The following is a 16,508-nucleotide window of genomic DNA, read 5'->3' on the forward strand; positions in this document are numbered from 1 at the left end:
CAAGCAAAGGAGTTCATCATCATGAAGATCGCACTCGGAGCCGACAGTGCCGGCAAGCCGCTGCTCGACGTCATCGCCAAGCATCTCGCCACCAAACCCGAACTGCAGGTCGTCGACCTCAGCCAGGCCGGATTCTACGCCGATATCGCCGCCTCGGTCGGCCACGAAATTCTCGACGGCAATTACGACCGGGCCATCCTGTTTTGCGGCACCGGCATCGGCGTCAGCATCTCCGCCAACAAGGTCCCGGGCATTCGCGCCGCATTGACCCACGACACCTATTCCGCTGAGCGCGCCGCCAAGTCCAATAACGCCCAGATCATCACCATGGGCGCCCGCGTCATCGGTCCCGAACTGGCGAAATCGATCGCCGACGCATGGTTGGCCTCGGAGTTCGATCCGAATGGCCCCTCCGCCACAAACGTGCAGGCCATCGACAAGCTCGACGCCAAGCGCTGAGGCGCGGAAGGCCCGTTACTGATCAGATGGTCAAGGCGACCCGCATCGCCTCGATCACGGTCACGGCGGAGGCGGCGCCCGGGTCCATGTGGCCAAGCGAGCGTTCGCCGAGGCGCGATGCCCGGCCCTTGGTGGCGACCATCGACTTGGTCGCCTCCGCGCCGGCGTTTGCCGCTTGTGCAGCAGCTTCGAGACTGCCCGCCAGATCCTTGCCGGAGGTCAGCGCTTCGCCCGCCGCCTGCGCAGCCGGCGCCCATGCATCGATCATCGTCTTTTCGCCTGGCTCGGCCTTGCCGCGATCCTGAATGCCTTTGGCCATCGCCTGGAACAGAGTGACCACGTCCGCGTCGTCGAGCGTCGTCTTGCCCTTGACGGCTGCCGCGGCGCGCATGAACGCGGTCGCATAGAGCGGACCGGAGGAGGCGCCAACCGCATTCAGGAACGACTTTGCCGCCGTGTTCAGCAAGGTGGTCGGATCAGTGGCCTCGGTGTCCAGTGCGGCGACTGCATCGCGTGCCGCGGAAAATCCAAGCTCCATCGCGATGCCGTGGTCGGCGTCGCCGATAACTCCGTCAAGCGCGCATAGTCGGTCCCTGTCGGCCGACATGGCGGTTGCGATCGCCGCGAACATCGCGACAAGGCGGGCGGTGTCGATTGTCGTCATGTCTTAGTCCTTGCCACAGAAGTGGGTTTAGCCGGCGCGAAACATGGCGCAGTCGCAGGGGTGGTCCAGCATCGTCTGCAACTCGCCGTCCAGCCGATGCAGAGTGATCGAGGCCCCGGCCATTTCGAGCGAGGTGCAGTAATTGCCGACCCAGCTTGCGTGTATGGACACACCGATCTCATCGAGCCTCTGCTTCACGCGCCGGTTCATGATGTAGAGTTCCATCAGCGGCGTCGAGCCCAGCGAATTGACGAGCACCGCGACCTTGTCGCCGCGCGCCGGCGCCATCTCGTCGAGAATCCTGTCCAGCATCTCGTCGGTGATCTCGTCGGCTGTTTTCAACTTTTCGCGCGCGATGCCGGGCTCGCCGTGGATGCCCATGCCGATCTCCATCTCGTCCGGGCCGATCTCGAAATTCGGCCGGCGGGTCTGCGGCAGCGAACAGGGCGACAGCGCCACGCCCATGGTGAAGGTATGGTCGTTGGCCTTGCCGGCGACGCGCTCGCATTCGTCGAAGGACAACATCCGGTCGCAGGCGGCGCCGGCCGCCTTGAAGATGAAGAAATTGCCGGCGACGCCGCGCCTCTTGTGCCGCTGGTCGCGCGGTGCCGAGGCGACGTCGTCGGTGCTCAGCACCGTGCGCACCTCGATGTCGTCCATGGCGGCCATCTCGGCCGCCATGTCGAAATTCATCACGTCGCCGGCATAATTGCCGTACATGAAGAGCACGCCGGCGCCGCCGCTGACTGCCTTGGCGCATTCGAGGATCGGGTCCGGCGGCGGCGAGGCAAAGACATTGCCGATGGCCGCAGCGTCAGCCAATCCCTTGCCGACAAAGCCGAGAAAGCTCGGCTCGTGGCCCGAACCGCCGCCAATCACGAGGCCCACCTTGCCCTGGCGCGGTCCGTCGCGGGCGATGATGGAGCGTGGACTGCCGTCCACGCTTTTGAGATGGCGGGGATGCGCTGCCAGGATGCCTTCCAGCATCTCGTCAACGGCGCGGTTGCCATCGTTGATGATCTTCTTGGTCTGCACCCGACGTCCTCCCGATTTCGGCATTTTCGCAGATAGTACCGGGTGTTACCGGGATTTCCACCCGGCAAGGCGCATTTCGCGTGTTGAAGTGCTCTCGCACAGCGGCTCCTGAAATCCAGGTGTCGGCTGGTTCAAGTGCCGAGGCCGTCGCGGATGGCTGAGAAATAGCGATCGGTTCCGACCTGGCCGCCCTTGAGCGCGACCTCCAAGCCGTCGATCGCCTTGACGCGCGAGTGGGCAACGCAGAGCGGCGAGCCAGGCGAAGCGGGCAGCGGCATGCGAATTGTCAGGGCATCGACACCCATCTCGCCGAGTGCGTGGCTCGACGTGTCGCCGCCGGCAATGACCACGCGCCGCAAATTCTGTTCGATCGTCAGGCTGCGAAGGATTTCTCCAAGGCCGCGGCCAAGCCTGTGGCGGGCGCCTTCCTGCCGGTCGATTTCGGCGCCCCTGTCGGCATCGGGGCCAAGCGCGGTGTAGAGGATGACGCTGCGCCCGGCTTGCAGACTGGCACGGCCGCTTGCCGTTGCGCGCGCGATCGCCTGCTGCGAAGACTCCGAAACCAGCTCGACGGGATCGACCTCGATGCCGTCGAAACCGTCGGTCAGGGCATGCCGGATCTGCCGCTCGGTGGTCGGCGAACAACTGCCCGACACGACGGCTATCCGCTCGGCTGCGCCCGGCGGCGTAAAACCTTGTCCAGCGCCGACAATGTCATTCGACGCCCATTCGGCCAGCAATGCATACTCGACCCCGGACGAGCCGACGACAAAAGAACCGCCTGGCTTGCGAACGCGCCAGATCTCCTTGCCGGCCAGAGCCTGCGTTTCCAGATTGTCGACATCGAGAAGCACGATGGGGGTGCCGTTTCCGGTCAGGCGATCGAACGCGGCCGATCGCGACGCGGACTGCAGCGTTGCAAGGTCGATCAGCCCGGAGCTCAGCGCCGTCTGCCGCGACAGATGGATCAGGAGATCGGCCTCATCCATCGGCGTCGTCGGATGGCGGCTCATCACAGGGTGGCGATCGATGCGGAAATATTGGTCGCGATAGGCGGCGAATAGATGGCCGAAGGCGGTGTAGCGCTTGAGCTGCGGCGCGCCGACCAGCAGCGGCACACTATCCTGCGCGAACACCGAGCGGCCGACCTCGATGGCCCGGCCGATGCTGCCGACCGTTGGGCTGGAATCGAAGGTCGAGCAAACCTTGTAGTGGCAGATCGCGGCGTTGAGTGTCTTCAGCCAGGCAAAGGCATCGCGCAGATGCATGTCCATCCACTGCGGCGTCTCGCTGCGGCTGGTGCCGGCGAGGCCGATCGCCCGGCAATGGGCAAACCGCGAAAGCAAGGCATCGTCCGGCTGGCGCATGAACAGCACGGTCGGCACGCCGCCGAGCTCAAGCGCCTCCATGACATCGGTCGAGCCGGTCAGGTCGTCGCCATAATAGCTGAGAAGCAGGTTCTGCATGGCTTCAGGCTGCCTTGCCGTCGCCGAATTTTTCGATCGACCGCGCCAGTTCAGGGTGGTTCAGGGCGAAGTCGGCAAGCGGAATGCCGTCGACCGCCGCCTGCCAGGCTTGCTGCACGGCACGCACGCCGGCGCCCGGCCCGTCCGGATGGCTGACGATGCCACCGCCGCAGAGATAGAGAAGATCGACGGTCCGGCCGGTCCGCGCATATGTCTCGGGCGCCTGCCCGCCCCACTGGCCGGAGCCGGCGACCGGCAAGGCGCAGTCCTCAGGTGAGAAGATCGGCGTCGTCACCGCCTTGAACGACTCGACGAAGGAGTCATCCGGCTCCCAATATTTCGAGGCGATGCCGTTGATCTGGAATTGGTCGACGCCGAGCAGTCGCCAGAATTGCTGCCAGACCTTGAAGCCCATGCCTAGCCCGGGGTGCCGGGTGAGGATGTCCCAGCCGTTGCGGTGAGCATGCAGCACCAGACTGGAGCGCTTCCTCAGGAACGCCATGCCACCAAAGCCGATCGAATTGATGTTGACAACAGCGCAATTGCCGCCGGCCTTCGCCACCAGATCGTGGTTGCGCATCATCTCGTCCGGATCGGCGTGCGAGATGCCGAAGGCATACATCACCTTCTTGCCGGTCTTCTGCTCATGGTCGAGGATCAGCGGCATGATCGCATTCACCCGCTCGGCCAGCGGCGAGTAGCCTGGGCTCATGAGCTTCTCGTCGTCCTTGATGAAATCGACGCCGGCGGCGATCAGTTCCGCCACCATTGCCGCCGTCTCGCGCGGCCTCAAGCCCAGCGCCGGCTTGACGATGGTGCCGATGATCGGGCGGTCCGTCACCCCGGTCAATCGGCTGCTGCCGGCGACACCAAACTGTGGGCCGGGATGCGCGCCGCGAAAATCCTCCGGCAGCTTCATGTCGACGACGCGGATCCCGGTGAGGCCCTTGATCGAATAGGTGCCGCCGATGGCAATGGTCATCAGTGCCGAAAGGTCGGTGCCGATGGCATCGAATGGAAAGGCGATATCGACATCGGCGCGCCTGAACGGCCCGTTGCCGCTGTCGGGAAGCGACGGCCGCTCGGCATCGGCCAGAGGCCGTATCGCCAGCACGCGCGCCGCCACCCGGGCTTTCAGTTCCTCGGTCTCGCCGGGCAGCGCGACGAAGGTGCCGGTCGACTGGTCGCTGGCGATCTTGGCCGCCAGCGCTTCGATGCTTCCAGGCGTTTCGATGCGATAGGTGAGGGTGATCATGGTCTGCTGTCTTAAGCCGAGGCGTTCGAAAAAGGTTCACCGGTGTTCTAAATCTGGTATAATGAGTACATAAGTATTGCAAGGCATATCCGGCTAGAAGTTTTAGGCAGATCGACAGACGGCAATTCCGGGAATTGTGGCGGCAGTGTTAGATAGGGCCGGGTCAAGGGAGTGATTCGCGACGATGCACCGTTCGGAACCGATTGTCCGGCGCAAGCTTTCCGATGAGGTCTTCTTGCGGCTGAAACGCCTCATTACCAGCGGCGAATTGATGCCGGGCGACGACATGCCGTCGGAACGCGAACTGATGGAGCGTTTCGAGGTCGGCAGGCCGGCGATTCGCGAGGCGATGCAGGCGCTGAGCAATATGGGCCTGGTCGCGATCTCGCATGGCGAGCGCGCCAAGGTGCTGCAGCTCACGGCAAAGTCGATCATCAAGCAGGTCGATGGCGCCGCCAAGATCATCCTGTCGTCATCGAAGGACACGCTTGAGCACCTGAAGACCGCGCGCATCTTCTTCGAGCGCGGCATGGTCAGGGAAGCCGCCGAAAAGGCCACCGCCGAGGATGTGCAGCGCCTCAGGGCCACCGTTGCCGAACAGCGCGGCTTCCGTGGCGATTCCGAAGCCTTCATCTCCGCCGACATGAAATTCCATACCCAGATCGCCGCGATCTCAGGCAATCCGATCTATGTCGCCGTTAGTGAGGCGATGCTCGGCTGGCTGAAGGAATACCACACCGAAATGCTGATCTGGACCGGCAAGGAAAAGTTCACGCTAACCGAGCACGAAGAGATCATCGGCCGCATCGAGAAAAAGGATGCGGATGGCGCCGAGAAGGCGATGATCAAGCATCTCGAACGCTCGCGCGCGCTCTATGTGATGAACTCCGAAAAGTAGCTTCAGCCGAGCCGGGTGATCGCGTAAGGCGTCATCACGAGATGGCCGCGGCCAAAAGCTGAAATGTCGACCGGCACGTCGTCCGCCGTCAGGTTTGCCAGCCACACGACCGTCTCGTCCGAGGCCGAGCGTCCGGCCAACGCCAGCACCTTGGTTTCATCGCTCGTCCTTGCCGCCACCTGCGTAAGGCCGGCCAGTTCGCAAAGCCCCTTGATAGCCCCGAAGAGTGGCCGGGGCGATCCTGCCGCAATGGGTTCTCCGGATGACGCCAACACGCCGAACGGTCCGGTGAAGCTGGAGAGCGTGAGCTGTTCCAGTCCGGCGGGCGCGACGCGTGCTGCATAGCCGATCGTCCATGCTGCTGCGAACAGGCCGGCATGGCGCGGGTCTCGGTCGGCCATGGCGATGCGCTGTCCCCCGGGATTGGGCTTGGTCGCGCCGCCATAGGGGTTTTGCCGCATGGCAATCGTCGACGGACCGATCCGGTAGGATTTTGCCCCGAAGATCGCCCGTGCCGATTGGGTGATGAAAGGCAGCGCCTCCAGCGATTGCATGATGCTCAGGTCGTCGGCGGCGTGCACGATCGGACAGGTGCAATGGGTGACGAAATCGAGCTGGGCCGCTGGCACGCGCTTGCGGTTGAGTTCCGTGAAATAGCTGAACATACCGCCACCGAGGCGGATATCGGGAAAGGCGCGCCGCGCAGCCGCAAAGACGTCTTCGAGCGTCGGGCAGTCCGGCCACGCGCTGCCCGGAGGCGTCGACTGCCGGTCGACCGAAGGCGACACGGCAATGACCGAGAGTTTCAGTCCGGCCCGGCGCACCAGGTCGGCGACGCCTGACAGCTCGGCGTCAAGATCGCCAGCGCAGGCAACAACGCATTCGAGGGTCGTCTGCACCGGATAGGCGGCGGCAAGTTTTGCAAAGGACTGCAATGCGTCGAGCCCGTGGCCGCGCGTCGGGTCGTAGTGGAAGATCAGCTGTTGCGGGCCGAGCGCCGACAGCATCGAGAGCTTCGCAAGTGCGCTCTCGACATCCTCGGGATAGATGACCACGCCGATATCGGGCAGCCTTGGCCCGGCTTCGCCGAGTTCGACGCGGACCGGTTCGCTGACCATGGCGGCAGCCGGCGCGTTGCCTTTCCCTGTGATGCGCAGGCTGATCGTTTGGCGCAAGGGCTGGCCGGCAGGCAGCACATAGGGCCATGGCAACGCGAGCGGCCGCACATAGGTCTTGTAGGAGGCGTCTGACCAGTTGCGCTGGTCTTCCATCTCGAATGTATCGCCTTCCATTAGGCATTCGGCGGTGACACCAGGCCGAACCTGATGGGTGATGGCGCGGATATCCTTGAAAGGCTGCCACGGGTCGATCAGTTCGGGCAGTTTCGTCGCCACCACGATGCCGTCCGTATGCTCGACAGTGACTGGACTGCCGGCCAGCCCTGCGATCGGATGCAGGATGCAGAAGCCGCAGCGGTTGGTCTCGAAATCGCTTTCGGGGAGGGCGCCGACGTCGAAGACCAGACGGCCATCGGCGAAGCCTTTGATGGTTGCGTGGAAGCCGAGCCGGCTTCCATCGGGTCCGATGCAGCTTGCCGAATAGCTGATCGCGAAGCTCTCCGCGTCCTGATCGATGACGAGGCCCGTCAGCACCGGCTCATAAGTGCCCCAGTCGCGGTCGCGCACGATATAGGCAATGGCGCGCAGCACCTCGGTGCCGCCATGCCGGATGGTGCGCAGATTGCCGTTGACGAAGTCGGCGCTGAGCGCGCCTGCGCGTAGCCTGATTGGTTCGGCCTCGACGGCATGCGTTCCGTAGAGCAGGAATGCGTCGGCGGTCATTTAAGCAAGGCGTCGAGCTGCACCGGTTGCCGGCTCGCGGCACCGGTGTAAGCCGCCTCGACCAGTGCGAACGTCTTGAGATTGTCGGCGCCCGAGGTCGCCGGTTCGATTCCCTTCGCCAGGCAGTCTACCCAATGCTGCTGGATGGCGACGACGCTTTCCTGAATGTTATGCCAGGGCCGCGACGCCCATGGCAGCAGCGGCGGCGAGACGTCGGTGACGACCGTGCCGTTCTTGCCGGTGACGGTGAGCCGGTATCCCTGCGCCAGCCGGATCGTTCCGTCGCTGCCGTCGATCTCGATCAGCGTCTCGGGAAACGGCTCGGTGGCAAGCTTCGTCGCATAGCTGCAGTCGACCACGGAGGTCGCGCCGCTCTTGTGGTCCAGAAGCATCGTCGCCACATCCTCGCCCGCGATACTAGGATTGACGCGGGCGGTTCGCGACGTGATGGTCGAGACGTCGCCGAGCAGGAAGCGGGCGATATCGAGGATATGGATGCCGAGGTCCTCGATGATGAAGCGCTTTCCCGTCGCTAGATAGGGCTGGCCGGAAAACACGTCATAGCCGGAGCGGAAGGAGATGCGCCCGAAGAAAGACGTGCCGATCTCGCCGCTGTCGAGCACGGCGCGCACCGCCTGGATCGGCGACTGCCAGCGAAAATTCTCATGCACCATCAGCGGCACGCCGGCTTCCGCGCATGCCCCGACCATTGCCTTGGCGTCGGCGAGCGTCGGCGCGAACGGCTTTTGGCAGATCACCGGAACGCGATGAGCGGCCGCCATTTCGACAAGCGGACGATGGCTGGGCGCGGTGGTGGCGATGTCGACGAAGTCCAGGCTTTCGCCGGCAAAAAGTTCCGCCGCATCGGTATAGCGCTTCGCTATGCCGAACTGGTCGCCGACGATCTTGAGCCGTTCCGGGTCACGGTCGCAGATAGCAACGATCGAAGCGCCCGCAATGCCGCGCCAGGCGTGCATCTGGTTGACGGCAAAGAAGCCGCAGCCGATCAGCGCTCCACGCAACTCCGCCATGCTCAACCCGCCTTCGCCATCTGCATCAAGGTGACGCGCTGTTGAAGCCGGCGTTGTGCCTGGTCGACGACAACGGCGACGATGATGACGAGACCCTTGATCACCATTTGCCAGAACGAACTCACACCCATCATCACCAACCCGTCCGAAAGAATGCCGATGACGAAGGCGCCGACGATGGTGCCGCCGATCGTGCCGCGCCCGCCCGACATCGAGGTACCGCCGAGCACCGCCGCCGCAATGGCGTTGAGCTCGAAACTTTCGCCTGTTGCCGGATGCGAGGCCATCAGCTCGGACGAGATGATCAGGCCGACGATCGCCGCGCAGAAACCGGAGAACATATAGACGAACATCTTCACCATGTTGACACGGACGCCCGAAATCCGCGACGCCCGTTCATTGCCGCCGACGGCGAAGATATGGCGGCCGAGCGGTGTGTATTTGGCGAGATAGGCGGCTCCCAGTGCAACGACGATCAGGATCCAGATCGCCACCGGCAGGCCAAGCAGCCGGCCTGCACCGAGGAAACCGAAACCGGTGGTGCCAAGCTCCGGCTTGCCGACGAGGTTGGGAAAGGTGCGGCCATCCGACGACAGCAGCGCCAGGCCGCGCGCGACATAGAGCACGCCAAGCGTGGCGATGAACGGCGCGACGTTCAGCCGGGTGATCAGCAAGCCGTTGACGGCGCCGATCAATATGCCGACGGCAAGCGTGATCAGCGCGATCTCGAAGACGTTGAAATAGATGGTGTAGCCGATCTGCAGGTCGATGCCATTGAGCACGAGATAGCCGGCCACCATGCCGCACAGGCCGACGATCGAGCCGACCGAAAGGTCGATGCCGCCGGTGATGATGACGAAGGTCATGCCCATCGCCAGGAACGCGTTCAGCGCCACGTGCTTCGACATCAGGATCAGATTGGCGGTCGACAGGAAATTCGGCGCCGCGATCGAGAAGAAGATCAGCACGGCGATAAGCGCGATGAAGGTCCTGAGCTTCATCAGCGTCAACAGCACGGAGCCGCTGGAAGCGGAATGAGCGGCCGCCTTGGCTGGGATGTCAGTCATGGGCGGTGCTCTCCGTGTGTGGGACCGGTCCGTGGCCAAGCGCCGAAGCAGCGACGAGTGCCGCCTCCGTCGCCTCGGCACGGTCGAACATGCCGGTCAGTTTTCCGTTGCTCATCACCGCGATGCGGTCGGACAGCGCCATCACCTCATCGAGGTCGGAGGTGGCGAACAAAATCCCCAATCCGTCGCGGGACAGTTTGCGCATGGTGCGGAAGACGTCTGCCTTGGCGCCGACATCGATGCCTCGGCTGGGTTCGTCCATTAGCAGCACCTTGGGTTCGGTGAGCAGCGCCTTGCCGATCACCACCTTCTGCTGGTTGCCGCCCGACAGCGAAGACACTTCCTGCGCCGGGTCGGCGACCTTGATCGCCAGTTCCCGCACCATCTGCGTCACCGCCTGCCTTTCGTCGGCGCCACGGATATGGAATAGGCGGGCAAATCGCGACAGGCTGGCTAGCGTCAGATTGCTGGCGACCGAGAGGATCGACACCAGCCCTTCGCGCTGGCGATCCTCGGGGATCAATGCCAGGCCACGCCGGATGCGCCGCGTCGTGTCGCGCTCCTTGACCTTTTTACCGCCAATGAAGATCGCGCCTGTCGAATGGCCGTGGCGGCCCATGATGCAGTCGAACAATTCGCTGCGACCGGCGCCCATCAGGCCGTAGATGCCGAGGATCTCGCCGGCGCGCAGCGACAGCGAGACATGGTCGACGGCAAGCCCGCCGATAGCGCGCGGCAGGCAGATGTCCTCGGCTCGAAAGATCTCCTCGCCCGGAAGATGGCCGTCAGCCTTGGCGAAATCCTTGGCGTCGGAACCGATCATCTGGCGAACGATCCATTGCGTGTCGACGTTCTTCATCTCCTCCTGGCCGGTGATGCGGCCGTCGCGCAGCACGGTGATGTAGTCGCCGATGCGGATCAGCTCTTCCAGCCGGTGCGAGATGTAGACGATGGCCACGCCGCGCGCCTTGAGGTCGGCGATCACCTTGAACAGGATCTCGACCTCCGCAGCGCTCAGCGCCGAGGTCGGCTCGTCCATGATCAGGATTCGCGCATCGAGCGAAACCGCCTTGGCGATCTCGACCAACTGCTGCTGGCCGATGCGCAAATCCTCGACCAGCATGTCGGGCCGTATGCCGGCTTGCAGGCGTTCCAGAAATTCAGCCGCACGGCGCTCCTGTTCCTTGCGGTCGATCTTGCCGAAGCGGTTGGTGATCTCCCGCGTGGCGAAAATATTCTCGGCGACGCTCATGTTGCCGAACAGGTTCAACTCCTGGAACACCATGCCGATGCCACGGTTCACCGCATCACCGGATGACGAGAAGGAAACCTCTTCGCCTTCCAGCAGGATGCGGCCGGCGGTCGGCCGTTCCACACCGGCGATGATCTTCATCAGCGTCGACTTGCCGGCGCCGTTTTCACCGACCAGCACGTTGACCGCGCCCTTGCGCACCTCGAAATTGGCGCGCTTGACCGCAACGGTGCCAGAATAGACCTTGGAGACGTCCTCCAGCTTCAGGATGATTTCGCGCTCTGCTGTCGCGCTCATGGCTTCGGCCCGATCTCTGCCTCCGCCGGCGTCACCAGCGGCAGGTCTTGGCCGCTCCCCAGCGTATAGGCGCCCAGCACTTTGGCGCTGCGGCCTTCCAGCGCCTCGCGCGGCAGCTTGGACAGCACCGTCTTGTCGGTGTAGCTGTTGAACGCCTTGCCGAACTGGGCGAAGTCGATCTGGTTGGTGAAGTCGTTGAACTGGATGAAGTCCAGGCTGTCGCGCAGCGCGGTGCCGCGCACCGCCGGTCCGATCTGCACCCGTGCATCGGCCTTGCCGTCGCCGTCGACATCGACGTCGACGGTTGCCGCCCGCGACTGCGTGTTGGCCGCGACGATCTTGCCTTCCAGGCGAACCGCGAAAGTCCAAGGCGAATTCGCCTGCTTGTTCGGATTGCCGTATTTGGCGCCGGCAGCCGATGGATCGGTTGTCGCCAGGGTGTGAACCTGCGCAAACGGTCCGGCTTTCTGCTGGAGATAGGGCACGACCTTTGCCGCCCATGTCTCTTCGACCATCTTGTCTGGATTGAAGGCGGGAGCGTTGTCTCCGGCTTCCGATTTCGTAGGCAGGATCTTGCAGGCGGTCAGGCTGATGCTGACCATCACGGTAAGGATCGGCCAGTTCGGCTTGGTGTTCAGCATGGCGGCCTGTCGTTCAGCATCGTGGGCGACCCACGGAAAATGGCGGCGAGGGGCGAAAACCGATTTTCGCCCCTCGCTATTGAAATCACGCTGGCTCAGTTCGTCAGCGCGAAGGTCTCCAGCTTGGCGGCATTGTCGCCATTGATCAGAACGCAGTCCATCAACTGCTTTTCCTTGGCCGGCGACTTCTTGTTCTTGATGAAGTCGTTGGCCTGCTCGACCGCCATCTGCGCCTGCGCGAAGGCCGGCTGCAGCACGGTTGCCTTGATACCGCCCGACGTGATGGAGTCCCGTACGTCGTTCGATCCGTCGAAGCCGACGACGATGACGTCCTTGCGGTTCGCCGCGGCAAGTGCCGCATAGGCGCCCATCGCCATCGTGTCGTTGCCGGAGATCACACCCTTGATGTCGGGGTTGGCCTGAAGGATCGATTCCATCTTGGAATAGGCTTCCGTCTGGCTCCAGTTGGCCGACTGCTGGGCGACCATCTTCAGGTCCGGATAGTCGTCGATTACGTCGTGATAACCCTTGGAGCGAATGCCTGCATTGGTGTCGGATTCCTTGCCGACCAGTTCGACGAAATTGCCCTTCTCGCCCATCAGCTTGACGAACTCCTGCGCGCCGAGCTGGGCACCCTGGTAGTTGTTGGACACGATCTGCGCCACGGCGACGCCGGTGGCGTTGATCTCGCGGTCGATCAGGAAGGACGGAATGCCTGCGTCCTTGGCCTTCTGCACGGCGGCGACGGTGGCGTCGGCGCCTGCATTGTCGAGGATGATCGCCTTGGCGCCACGGCCGATCGCGGTGTCGATCAGCTCGGACTGCTTGTTGGCGTCGTCGTCATGGACCAGCACCAGCGCTTCGTAGCCGAGTTCCTTGGCTTTGGCTTCGGCGCCGACGGCTTCCGCCTTGAAGAACGGATTGTCGTGCGAGGGCGTGATAATGGCGATGAGATCCGCCGCGTAGGCGGGCACTGCCGTGCCAAGCGCCAGCATGCCGGCGAAAGCCGCAAGCGTCATTCTGCGTGTGAGTTTCATGAAGTCCTCCCGTTTGAAAAAATTGCCTTGATCGGCCAATGGCTTTGTCTGCATCCGAATTCGTCAGGCAGCGCGGGCCGCGGATCGCTTGGGTCAAAAAACCGTTGCCGGCTTACCCAAGACGGATCGTTGCTCCCCAGCCCTCCTCCACTCGCCCAGGCATCCTGCTCCCTGCGAAACCTTGTCGATCCGAGCCATGAACAGCTAAGCCAACTGGTATGATGAGTCAACCACAAGTTCAGGTGACATGTACCTGATGAGCTACCAAAACCGAGGGTCGGCAATGACATGCCGGGCCCTCGAGGTGCTGCGTCAAGCACCTGTCTTCTCTCAGGTGATCCGCTGAATGCTGGCGGCGATCTCTTCCGGTTCGAACACCCGCTTCCAGTCGTCACGCATCAGCACCGGCTTGCCGAACTCGATCGCCTTGTTGCAGGCGTCCGAGAAAACACCCTTGGTCTCGCCGAAAATGACGGCGCCGAGCACGTTCATATGGCCGAGCAGGAAGTCGAGTGCCGCCTGCTGGTCGACGCCGCGCGCCACGACCTCGTCGACGGCTTCTTTCATGACCACCAGCAACGAGGCGCACACCGTCTCCGAAAGGCCAGGCTCGAGCAGCGCCATCTGTTCGACGCTGACGCGGTGCGAACGCATCACCGGCGCCCATATGATCTTCGCGATCGCCTCGCCCTTGGCGTAGTCCTCTTCCGGCCCCTGCATCAGGGCGCTGACCATATGCTGCTTGGCCTTCACGCCGCCGAAATAATCCTTCTTCGCGGCCATGTCCGTCTCGTCATTGAAGATCGGCGGATGGCAGGGGTGGGTGACGAAATAGGTGAGGTCCGGCCGCTTCGGCAGATGGCCGGCAAAGGGTGCTGCCGCGTCGAGCACCACCACCATCGTGCCTGATACCAGCTTGCTCTCGATGCTGGCCGCTACCTTGCCGATATGCGTGTCTGGGACGGCCAGGATCACCACATCGGCGTCCTTGAGCGCCTCGTCGGCACTGACCGTATCGAAACCCAGTCCGGTCTTCAGCCGTTCGCGGCCGGCATCGCTGACTTCGACATGGCGTATCGTGTAGGGCGACCCGCGAAAATTGGTCGACAGGCGGTAGCCCATTTTTCCGCCAGCCCCGAACAGCGCAATCGTTGTCATCTGGTCACTACTCCATCTCAGCCGACGGTATCGCCCGTCGTCTACTTATCAACTGGTATAATCACGCTACCAGATTTTGGCAATCGATAATGACCGTGCGCGCAGGGTCATGCGTTTGCGGCGTAATCGCCTGCCGCCCAGCAAGCTCCAGCACGAAGATGACAATGATGTTTCGCCCACGAACTGCTCCGTGAACAGAACCTTGGATGGCGCGCTCAGGGGATACGATCAGCCCGAAGAAGCCCGCACTGGCCGTTAAATGCGCATTGGCGCTCTGCCATCACCAGGGATGAGCCGGCATGTGATAGGCGGTCGGAGACTGGGTCGGGCGCTACTTCAAAAGATCGACCAGCACGTCGAAAGCGGCGTCGATGTCGGCGCGGACCGCGGCGCTGACGGCTTCCGCGTCCCGGTTTCTCAATGCCGCGAACATCGCCTGATGGTGTTCGTTGGCGGTCGAGTAGTTTCCTGAATCGTGCAGCATGTTGAAGTAGGGGCTGATCTGCAGCCACAGGTTCTCGATGATGTTGAGCATGTTCTCGGAACCGGCTGCCCGATAGATCGAGAAATGAAAGGCGTAGTTGGCGCGCAGGTAGGATTTGACGTCGCCGGCGGCATTGGCCTGTTCGAGCGCATCCAGATGCTGGCGCAACTGCGCCACGGCCTGGTCGCCCATACGCTCCGCAGCCCATGCGGCCGCGATCGCCTCGATCTCGAACCGGACATTCCTGAGGTCGACGAGGCGTGCGCGGCTTAATGCCGGAATGCCGATCGACCGACCTGAAACCACCATCAGCGCGTTGGCGGCCGTCAGGCGCCGCAACGCTTCCCTGACCGGCATCGGGCTGACGCCAAAAGCATCGGCAAGGCTCTGAACCGTGACCATCTCGCCCGGCACGATGCTACCGTCGAGGATCAGTTCGGTGACATGGCGATAGACCCTGTCCTGCAGGGTTTCCCTGGACAGGGGTGCGATCTCGACCCCCGGCTTTCTGAACGCCGATCCAGCCATCTCCCGTCAACCTTCCCGCCCAAGGGCGACGCTACCTGCATCCGGAATGCAAGGTTCAAGGTGCCGCGTCAAGCGCCCACGGGCGCCCGTTTTGATATTAAGCGATTTCATCATTGATCTTTGATCAAATCATGTTACGGTCGTCGGCATCGAATGGCAAGGGTTACGTTTTGTGCCCTTGGGAGGCATTCGATCGTTCTGTTTGGGAGGAGTTCACATGGGTATCGGATCGAAAGTCCGGCGGCTCGCGCTGCTGGCCGGCATGGCTGCATGCGCCTTCGGCCTGTCCGCCGCGCAGGCCGCCGAGAAGCACAAGATCTTTCTCAGCATGAGCTACATCGGCAATGATTGGCAGGCGGAGGCGGCCAACATGGTCAAGGCCATGGCCGCTCACAAGAGCCTGGCCGACAAGGTCGACCTGCAGGTCCAGGTCGCTGGCCCCAACGCGCAACGCCAGATTCAGCAGATCAACGCAATGGTGCAAAGCGGCGCCGAGGCCATCGTCGTATATCCGATCTCGCCGACCGCGCTCAACCAGGTCGTCAAGAATGCCTGCGACAAGGGCGTGAAGGTCTTTGCCTACGACGCCGAGATCACCGAGCCTTGTGCCTACAACGTCCACATCGACCAGCTGGAAGCCGGCAGGGTGACCGCCGAATGGCTGGTCAAGAAGCTCAACGGCAAGGGCAACATCATCGCCATCACGGGTGTCCCGGGAACATCCGTCGACGATCAGCGGACAAAAGCCGCCAAGGAAGTCTTCGCCAAATATCCTGATATCAAGATCGTCGGCGAGGCTGTCGGCATGTGGAGCCAGGCGGTCGCCCGCACCGAACTTTCGAAAATCCTGGCCACCCGCAATTGGGACGACATCAACGGGCTGTGGATGCAGGTCGGCTGCTTCACCGCCAACTCGATGCAGCTCGAGGCCGGCAAGAAGACAAGCGGACTCCTGCCTTGCGCCGGCGAAGGTTCCAATGGCGGCCGCATCCAGATGCTGCCGGAGGGCACCGAAGTCGAAGGTGCGGCCGCCCCTTACGCGCCGGCCGGCGCACAACGCATTTCCTACGCCTCGCCGCCTTATTCGGGTGCGCTGGCGCTGAAGCTTGCCGTCGAGTCGATCGAAGGCAAGGACGTGCCGAAGACCACCATCCTGCCGCTGCCGGTCGTCACCAATGAGACGATCAAGCTGTGCGACGAAGGCACATGGGCGGAGATGAAGGCCGGCTGCAACGCCTTCAAGCCGTCGCTGGTCTCCAATCCGGGCTGGTTTGCCTCGATCTTCTCGGACCAGACACCCGAGGTCGGCCTCGCGGCTGCCCTCGTCGGACAACCGGAAGAATAAGCCTCCCAAGGCGATCTTGACGATGCGCGGACATTTTCTGTCCGTGCATC

At 63.0% G+C, this 16,508-nt stretch carries 15 protein-coding genes; 3 read left to right on the top strand and 12 right to left on the bottom strand.

Annotated features, from left to right (window positions below):
* Positions 1 to 21 precede the first annotated feature (21 nt).
* Positions 22 to 459, top strand: a complete 438-nt coding sequence (derI, locus tag NKJ04_RS05960; protein ID WP_013533067.1) for a D-erythrulose-4-phosphate isomerase — start codon at positions 22 to 24, stop codon at positions 457 to 459.
* A gap of 22 nt (positions 460 to 481) precedes the next feature.
* Here derI and dhaL read toward each other — a convergent pair whose 3' ends face one another.
* The 4 genes from dhaL to oiaX form a co-directional block, all read right to left on the bottom strand.
* A complete protein-coding gene (gene dhaL / locus NKJ04_RS05965; protein ID WP_352673915.1) occupies positions 482 to 1,123 on the bottom strand; it encodes a dihydroxyacetone kinase subunit DhaL in 642 nt (213 codons plus the stop codon).
* Between the two features lie 27 nt (positions 1,124 to 1,150).
* Complete coding sequence (locus tag NKJ04_RS05970; protein WP_023808902.1) at positions 1,151 to 2,158, bottom strand: dihydroxyacetone kinase subunit DhaK; 1,008 nt, start codon at positions 2,156 to 2,158, stop codon at positions 1,151 to 1,153.
* A gap of 131 nt (positions 2,159 to 2,289) precedes the next feature.
* Positions 2,290 to 3,624 carry a four-carbon acid sugar kinase family protein gene (locus tag NKJ04_RS05975; RefSeq protein WP_023808901.1) on the bottom strand — a complete coding sequence of 445 codons (1,335 nt, stop codon included), beginning with the start codon at positions 3,622 to 3,624 and terminating at the stop codon, positions 2,290 to 2,292.
* Between the two features lie 4 nt (positions 3,625 to 3,628).
* The gene (gene oiaX, locus NKJ04_RS05980) at positions 3,629 to 4,879 is read right to left on the bottom strand and encodes a 3-oxo-isoapionate-4-phosphate decarboxylase OiaX (protein WP_352673916.1); all 1,251 of its coding nucleotides are present in this window, start codon (positions 4,877 to 4,879) and stop codon (positions 3,629 to 3,631) included.
* A 184-nt stretch (positions 4,880 to 5,063) separates the two neighbouring features.
* On the opposite strand from oiaX, the gene NKJ04_RS05985 reads away from it, so the two are divergent.
* Complete coding sequence (locus NKJ04_RS05985) at positions 5,064 to 5,777, top strand: transcriptional regulator NanR (RefSeq protein ID WP_352673918.1); 714 nt, start codon at positions 5,064 to 5,066, stop codon at positions 5,775 to 5,777.
* Between the two features lie 2 nt (positions 5,778 to 5,779).
* On the opposite strand, the gene apnL is transcribed toward NKJ04_RS05985, so the two are convergent.
* From apnL to NKJ04_RS06025, 8 genes are all read right to left on the bottom strand, one after another.
* Complete coding sequence (gene apnL, locus NKJ04_RS05990) at positions 5,780 to 7,618, bottom strand: D-apionate lactonase (protein WP_352673920.1); 1,839 nt, start codon at positions 7,616 to 7,618, stop codon at positions 5,780 to 5,782.
* Positions 7,615 to 8,649 carry a Gfo/Idh/MocA family protein gene (locus NKJ04_RS05995; protein ID WP_352609306.1) on the bottom strand — a complete coding sequence of 345 codons (1,035 nt, stop codon included), beginning with the start codon at positions 8,647 to 8,649 and terminating at the stop codon, positions 7,615 to 7,617. The genes apnL and NKJ04_RS05995 overlap by 4 nt, the downstream gene beginning before the upstream one ends.
* Positions 8,650 to 8,651: 2 nt before the next feature.
* Positions 8,652 to 9,716, bottom strand: a complete 1,065-nt coding sequence (locus tag NKJ04_RS06000) for an ABC transporter permease (RefSeq protein WP_023808896.1) — start codon at positions 9,714 to 9,716, stop codon at positions 8,652 to 8,654.
* The gene (locus NKJ04_RS06005) at positions 9,709 to 11,265 is read right to left on the bottom strand and encodes a sugar ABC transporter ATP-binding protein (RefSeq protein WP_023808895.1); all 1,557 of its coding nucleotides are present in this window, start codon (positions 11,263 to 11,265) and stop codon (positions 9,709 to 9,711) included. The genes NKJ04_RS06000 and NKJ04_RS06005 overlap by 8 nt, the downstream gene beginning before the upstream one ends.
* Positions 11,262 to 11,906 carry a DUF2291 family protein gene (locus NKJ04_RS06010; RefSeq protein WP_352673921.1) on the bottom strand — a complete coding sequence of 215 codons (645 nt, stop codon included), beginning with the start codon at positions 11,904 to 11,906 and terminating at the stop codon, positions 11,262 to 11,264. The genes NKJ04_RS06005 and NKJ04_RS06010 overlap by 4 nt, the downstream gene beginning before the upstream one ends.
* A 95-nt stretch (positions 11,907 to 12,001) precedes the next feature.
* Positions 12,002 to 12,943 carry a D-ribose ABC transporter substrate-binding protein gene (locus tag NKJ04_RS06015; protein WP_023808893.1) on the bottom strand — a complete coding sequence of 314 codons (942 nt, stop codon included), beginning with the start codon at positions 12,941 to 12,943 and terminating at the stop codon, positions 12,002 to 12,004.
* A 330-nt stretch (positions 12,944 to 13,273) separates the two neighbouring features.
* Positions 13,274 to 14,101 carry a phosphogluconate dehydrogenase C-terminal domain-containing protein gene (locus tag NKJ04_RS06020; RefSeq protein WP_128302332.1) on the bottom strand — a complete coding sequence of 276 codons (828 nt, stop codon included), beginning with the start codon at positions 14,099 to 14,101 and terminating at the stop codon, positions 13,274 to 13,276.
* A gap of 331 nt (positions 14,102 to 14,432) precedes the next feature.
* Positions 14,433 to 15,113: a GntR family transcriptional regulator gene (locus NKJ04_RS06025; RefSeq protein ID WP_352673924.1), complete on the bottom strand. Its 681-nt coding sequence runs from the start codon at positions 15,111 to 15,113 to the stop codon at positions 14,433 to 14,435.
* A 217-nt stretch (positions 15,114 to 15,330) separates the two neighbouring features.
* Here NKJ04_RS06025 and NKJ04_RS06030 point away from each other — a divergent pair, with 217 nt between their 5' ends.
* Positions 15,331 to 16,458 carry a sugar ABC transporter substrate-binding protein gene (locus NKJ04_RS06030; RefSeq protein WP_352673926.1) on the top strand — a complete coding sequence of 376 codons (1,128 nt, stop codon included), beginning with the start codon at positions 15,331 to 15,333 and terminating at the stop codon, positions 16,456 to 16,458.
* Positions 16,459 to 16,508 lie beyond the last annotated feature (50 nt).

This window comes from Mesorhizobium sp. M0618 (assembly GCF_040320765.1).
In the GTDB taxonomy this organism is placed as follows: domain Bacteria; phylum Pseudomonadota; class Alphaproteobacteria; order Rhizobiales; family Rhizobiaceae; genus Mesorhizobium.

What these genes read in the sequence shown, in the direction of transcription:
- derI (WP_013533067.1), top strand. Translation starts at nt 22, where the DNA reads ATGAAGATCGCACTCGGAGCCGACAGTGCCGGCAAGCCGCTGCTCGAC.
- dhaL (WP_352673915.1), bottom strand. Translation starts at nt 1,123, where the DNA reads ATGACGACAATCGACACCGCCCGCCTTGTCGCGATGTTCGCGGCGATC.
- NKJ04_RS05975 (WP_023808901.1), bottom strand. Translation starts at nt 3,624, where the DNA reads ATGCAGAACCTGCTTCTCAGCTATTATGGCGACGACCTGACCGGCTCG.
- oiaX (WP_352673916.1), bottom strand. Translation starts at nt 4,879, where the DNA reads ATGATCACCCTCACCTATCGCATCGAAACGCCTGGAAGCATCGAAGCG.
- NKJ04_RS05985 (WP_352673918.1), top strand. Translation starts at nt 5,064, where the DNA reads ATGCACCGTTCGGAACCGATTGTCCGGCGCAAGCTTTCCGATGAGGTC.
- apnL (WP_352673920.1), bottom strand. Translation starts at nt 7,618, where the DNA reads ATGACCGCCGACGCATTCCTGCTCTACGGAACGCATGCCGTCGAGGCC.
- NKJ04_RS05995 (WP_352609306.1), bottom strand. Translation starts at nt 8,649, where the DNA reads ATGGCGGAGTTGCGTGGAGCGCTGATCGGCTGCGGCTTCTTTGCCGTC.
- NKJ04_RS06000 (WP_023808896.1), bottom strand. Translation starts at nt 9,716, where the DNA reads ATGACTGACATCCCAGCCAAGGCGGCCGCTCATTCCGCTTCCAGCGGC.
- NKJ04_RS06005 (WP_023808895.1), bottom strand. Translation starts at nt 11,265, where the DNA reads ATGAGCGCGACAGCAGAGCGCGAAATCATCCTGAAGCTGGAGGACGTC.
- NKJ04_RS06010 (WP_352673921.1), bottom strand. Translation starts at nt 11,906, where the DNA reads ATGCTGAACACCAAGCCGAACTGGCCGATCCTTACCGTGATGGTCAGC.
- NKJ04_RS06015 (WP_023808893.1), bottom strand. Translation starts at nt 12,943, where the DNA reads ATGAAACTCACACGCAGAATGACGCTTGCGGCTTTCGCCGGCATGCTG.
- NKJ04_RS06020 (WP_128302332.1), bottom strand. Translation starts at nt 14,101, where the DNA reads ATGACAACGATTGCGCTGTTCGGGGCTGGCGGAAAAATGGGCTACCGC.
- NKJ04_RS06025 (WP_352673924.1), bottom strand. Translation starts at nt 15,113, where the DNA reads ATGGCTGGATCGGCGTTCAGAAAGCCGGGGGTCGAGATCGCACCCCTG.
- NKJ04_RS06030 (WP_352673926.1), top strand. Translation starts at nt 15,331, where the DNA reads ATGGGTATCGGATCGAAAGTCCGGCGGCTCGCGCTGCTGGCCGGCATG.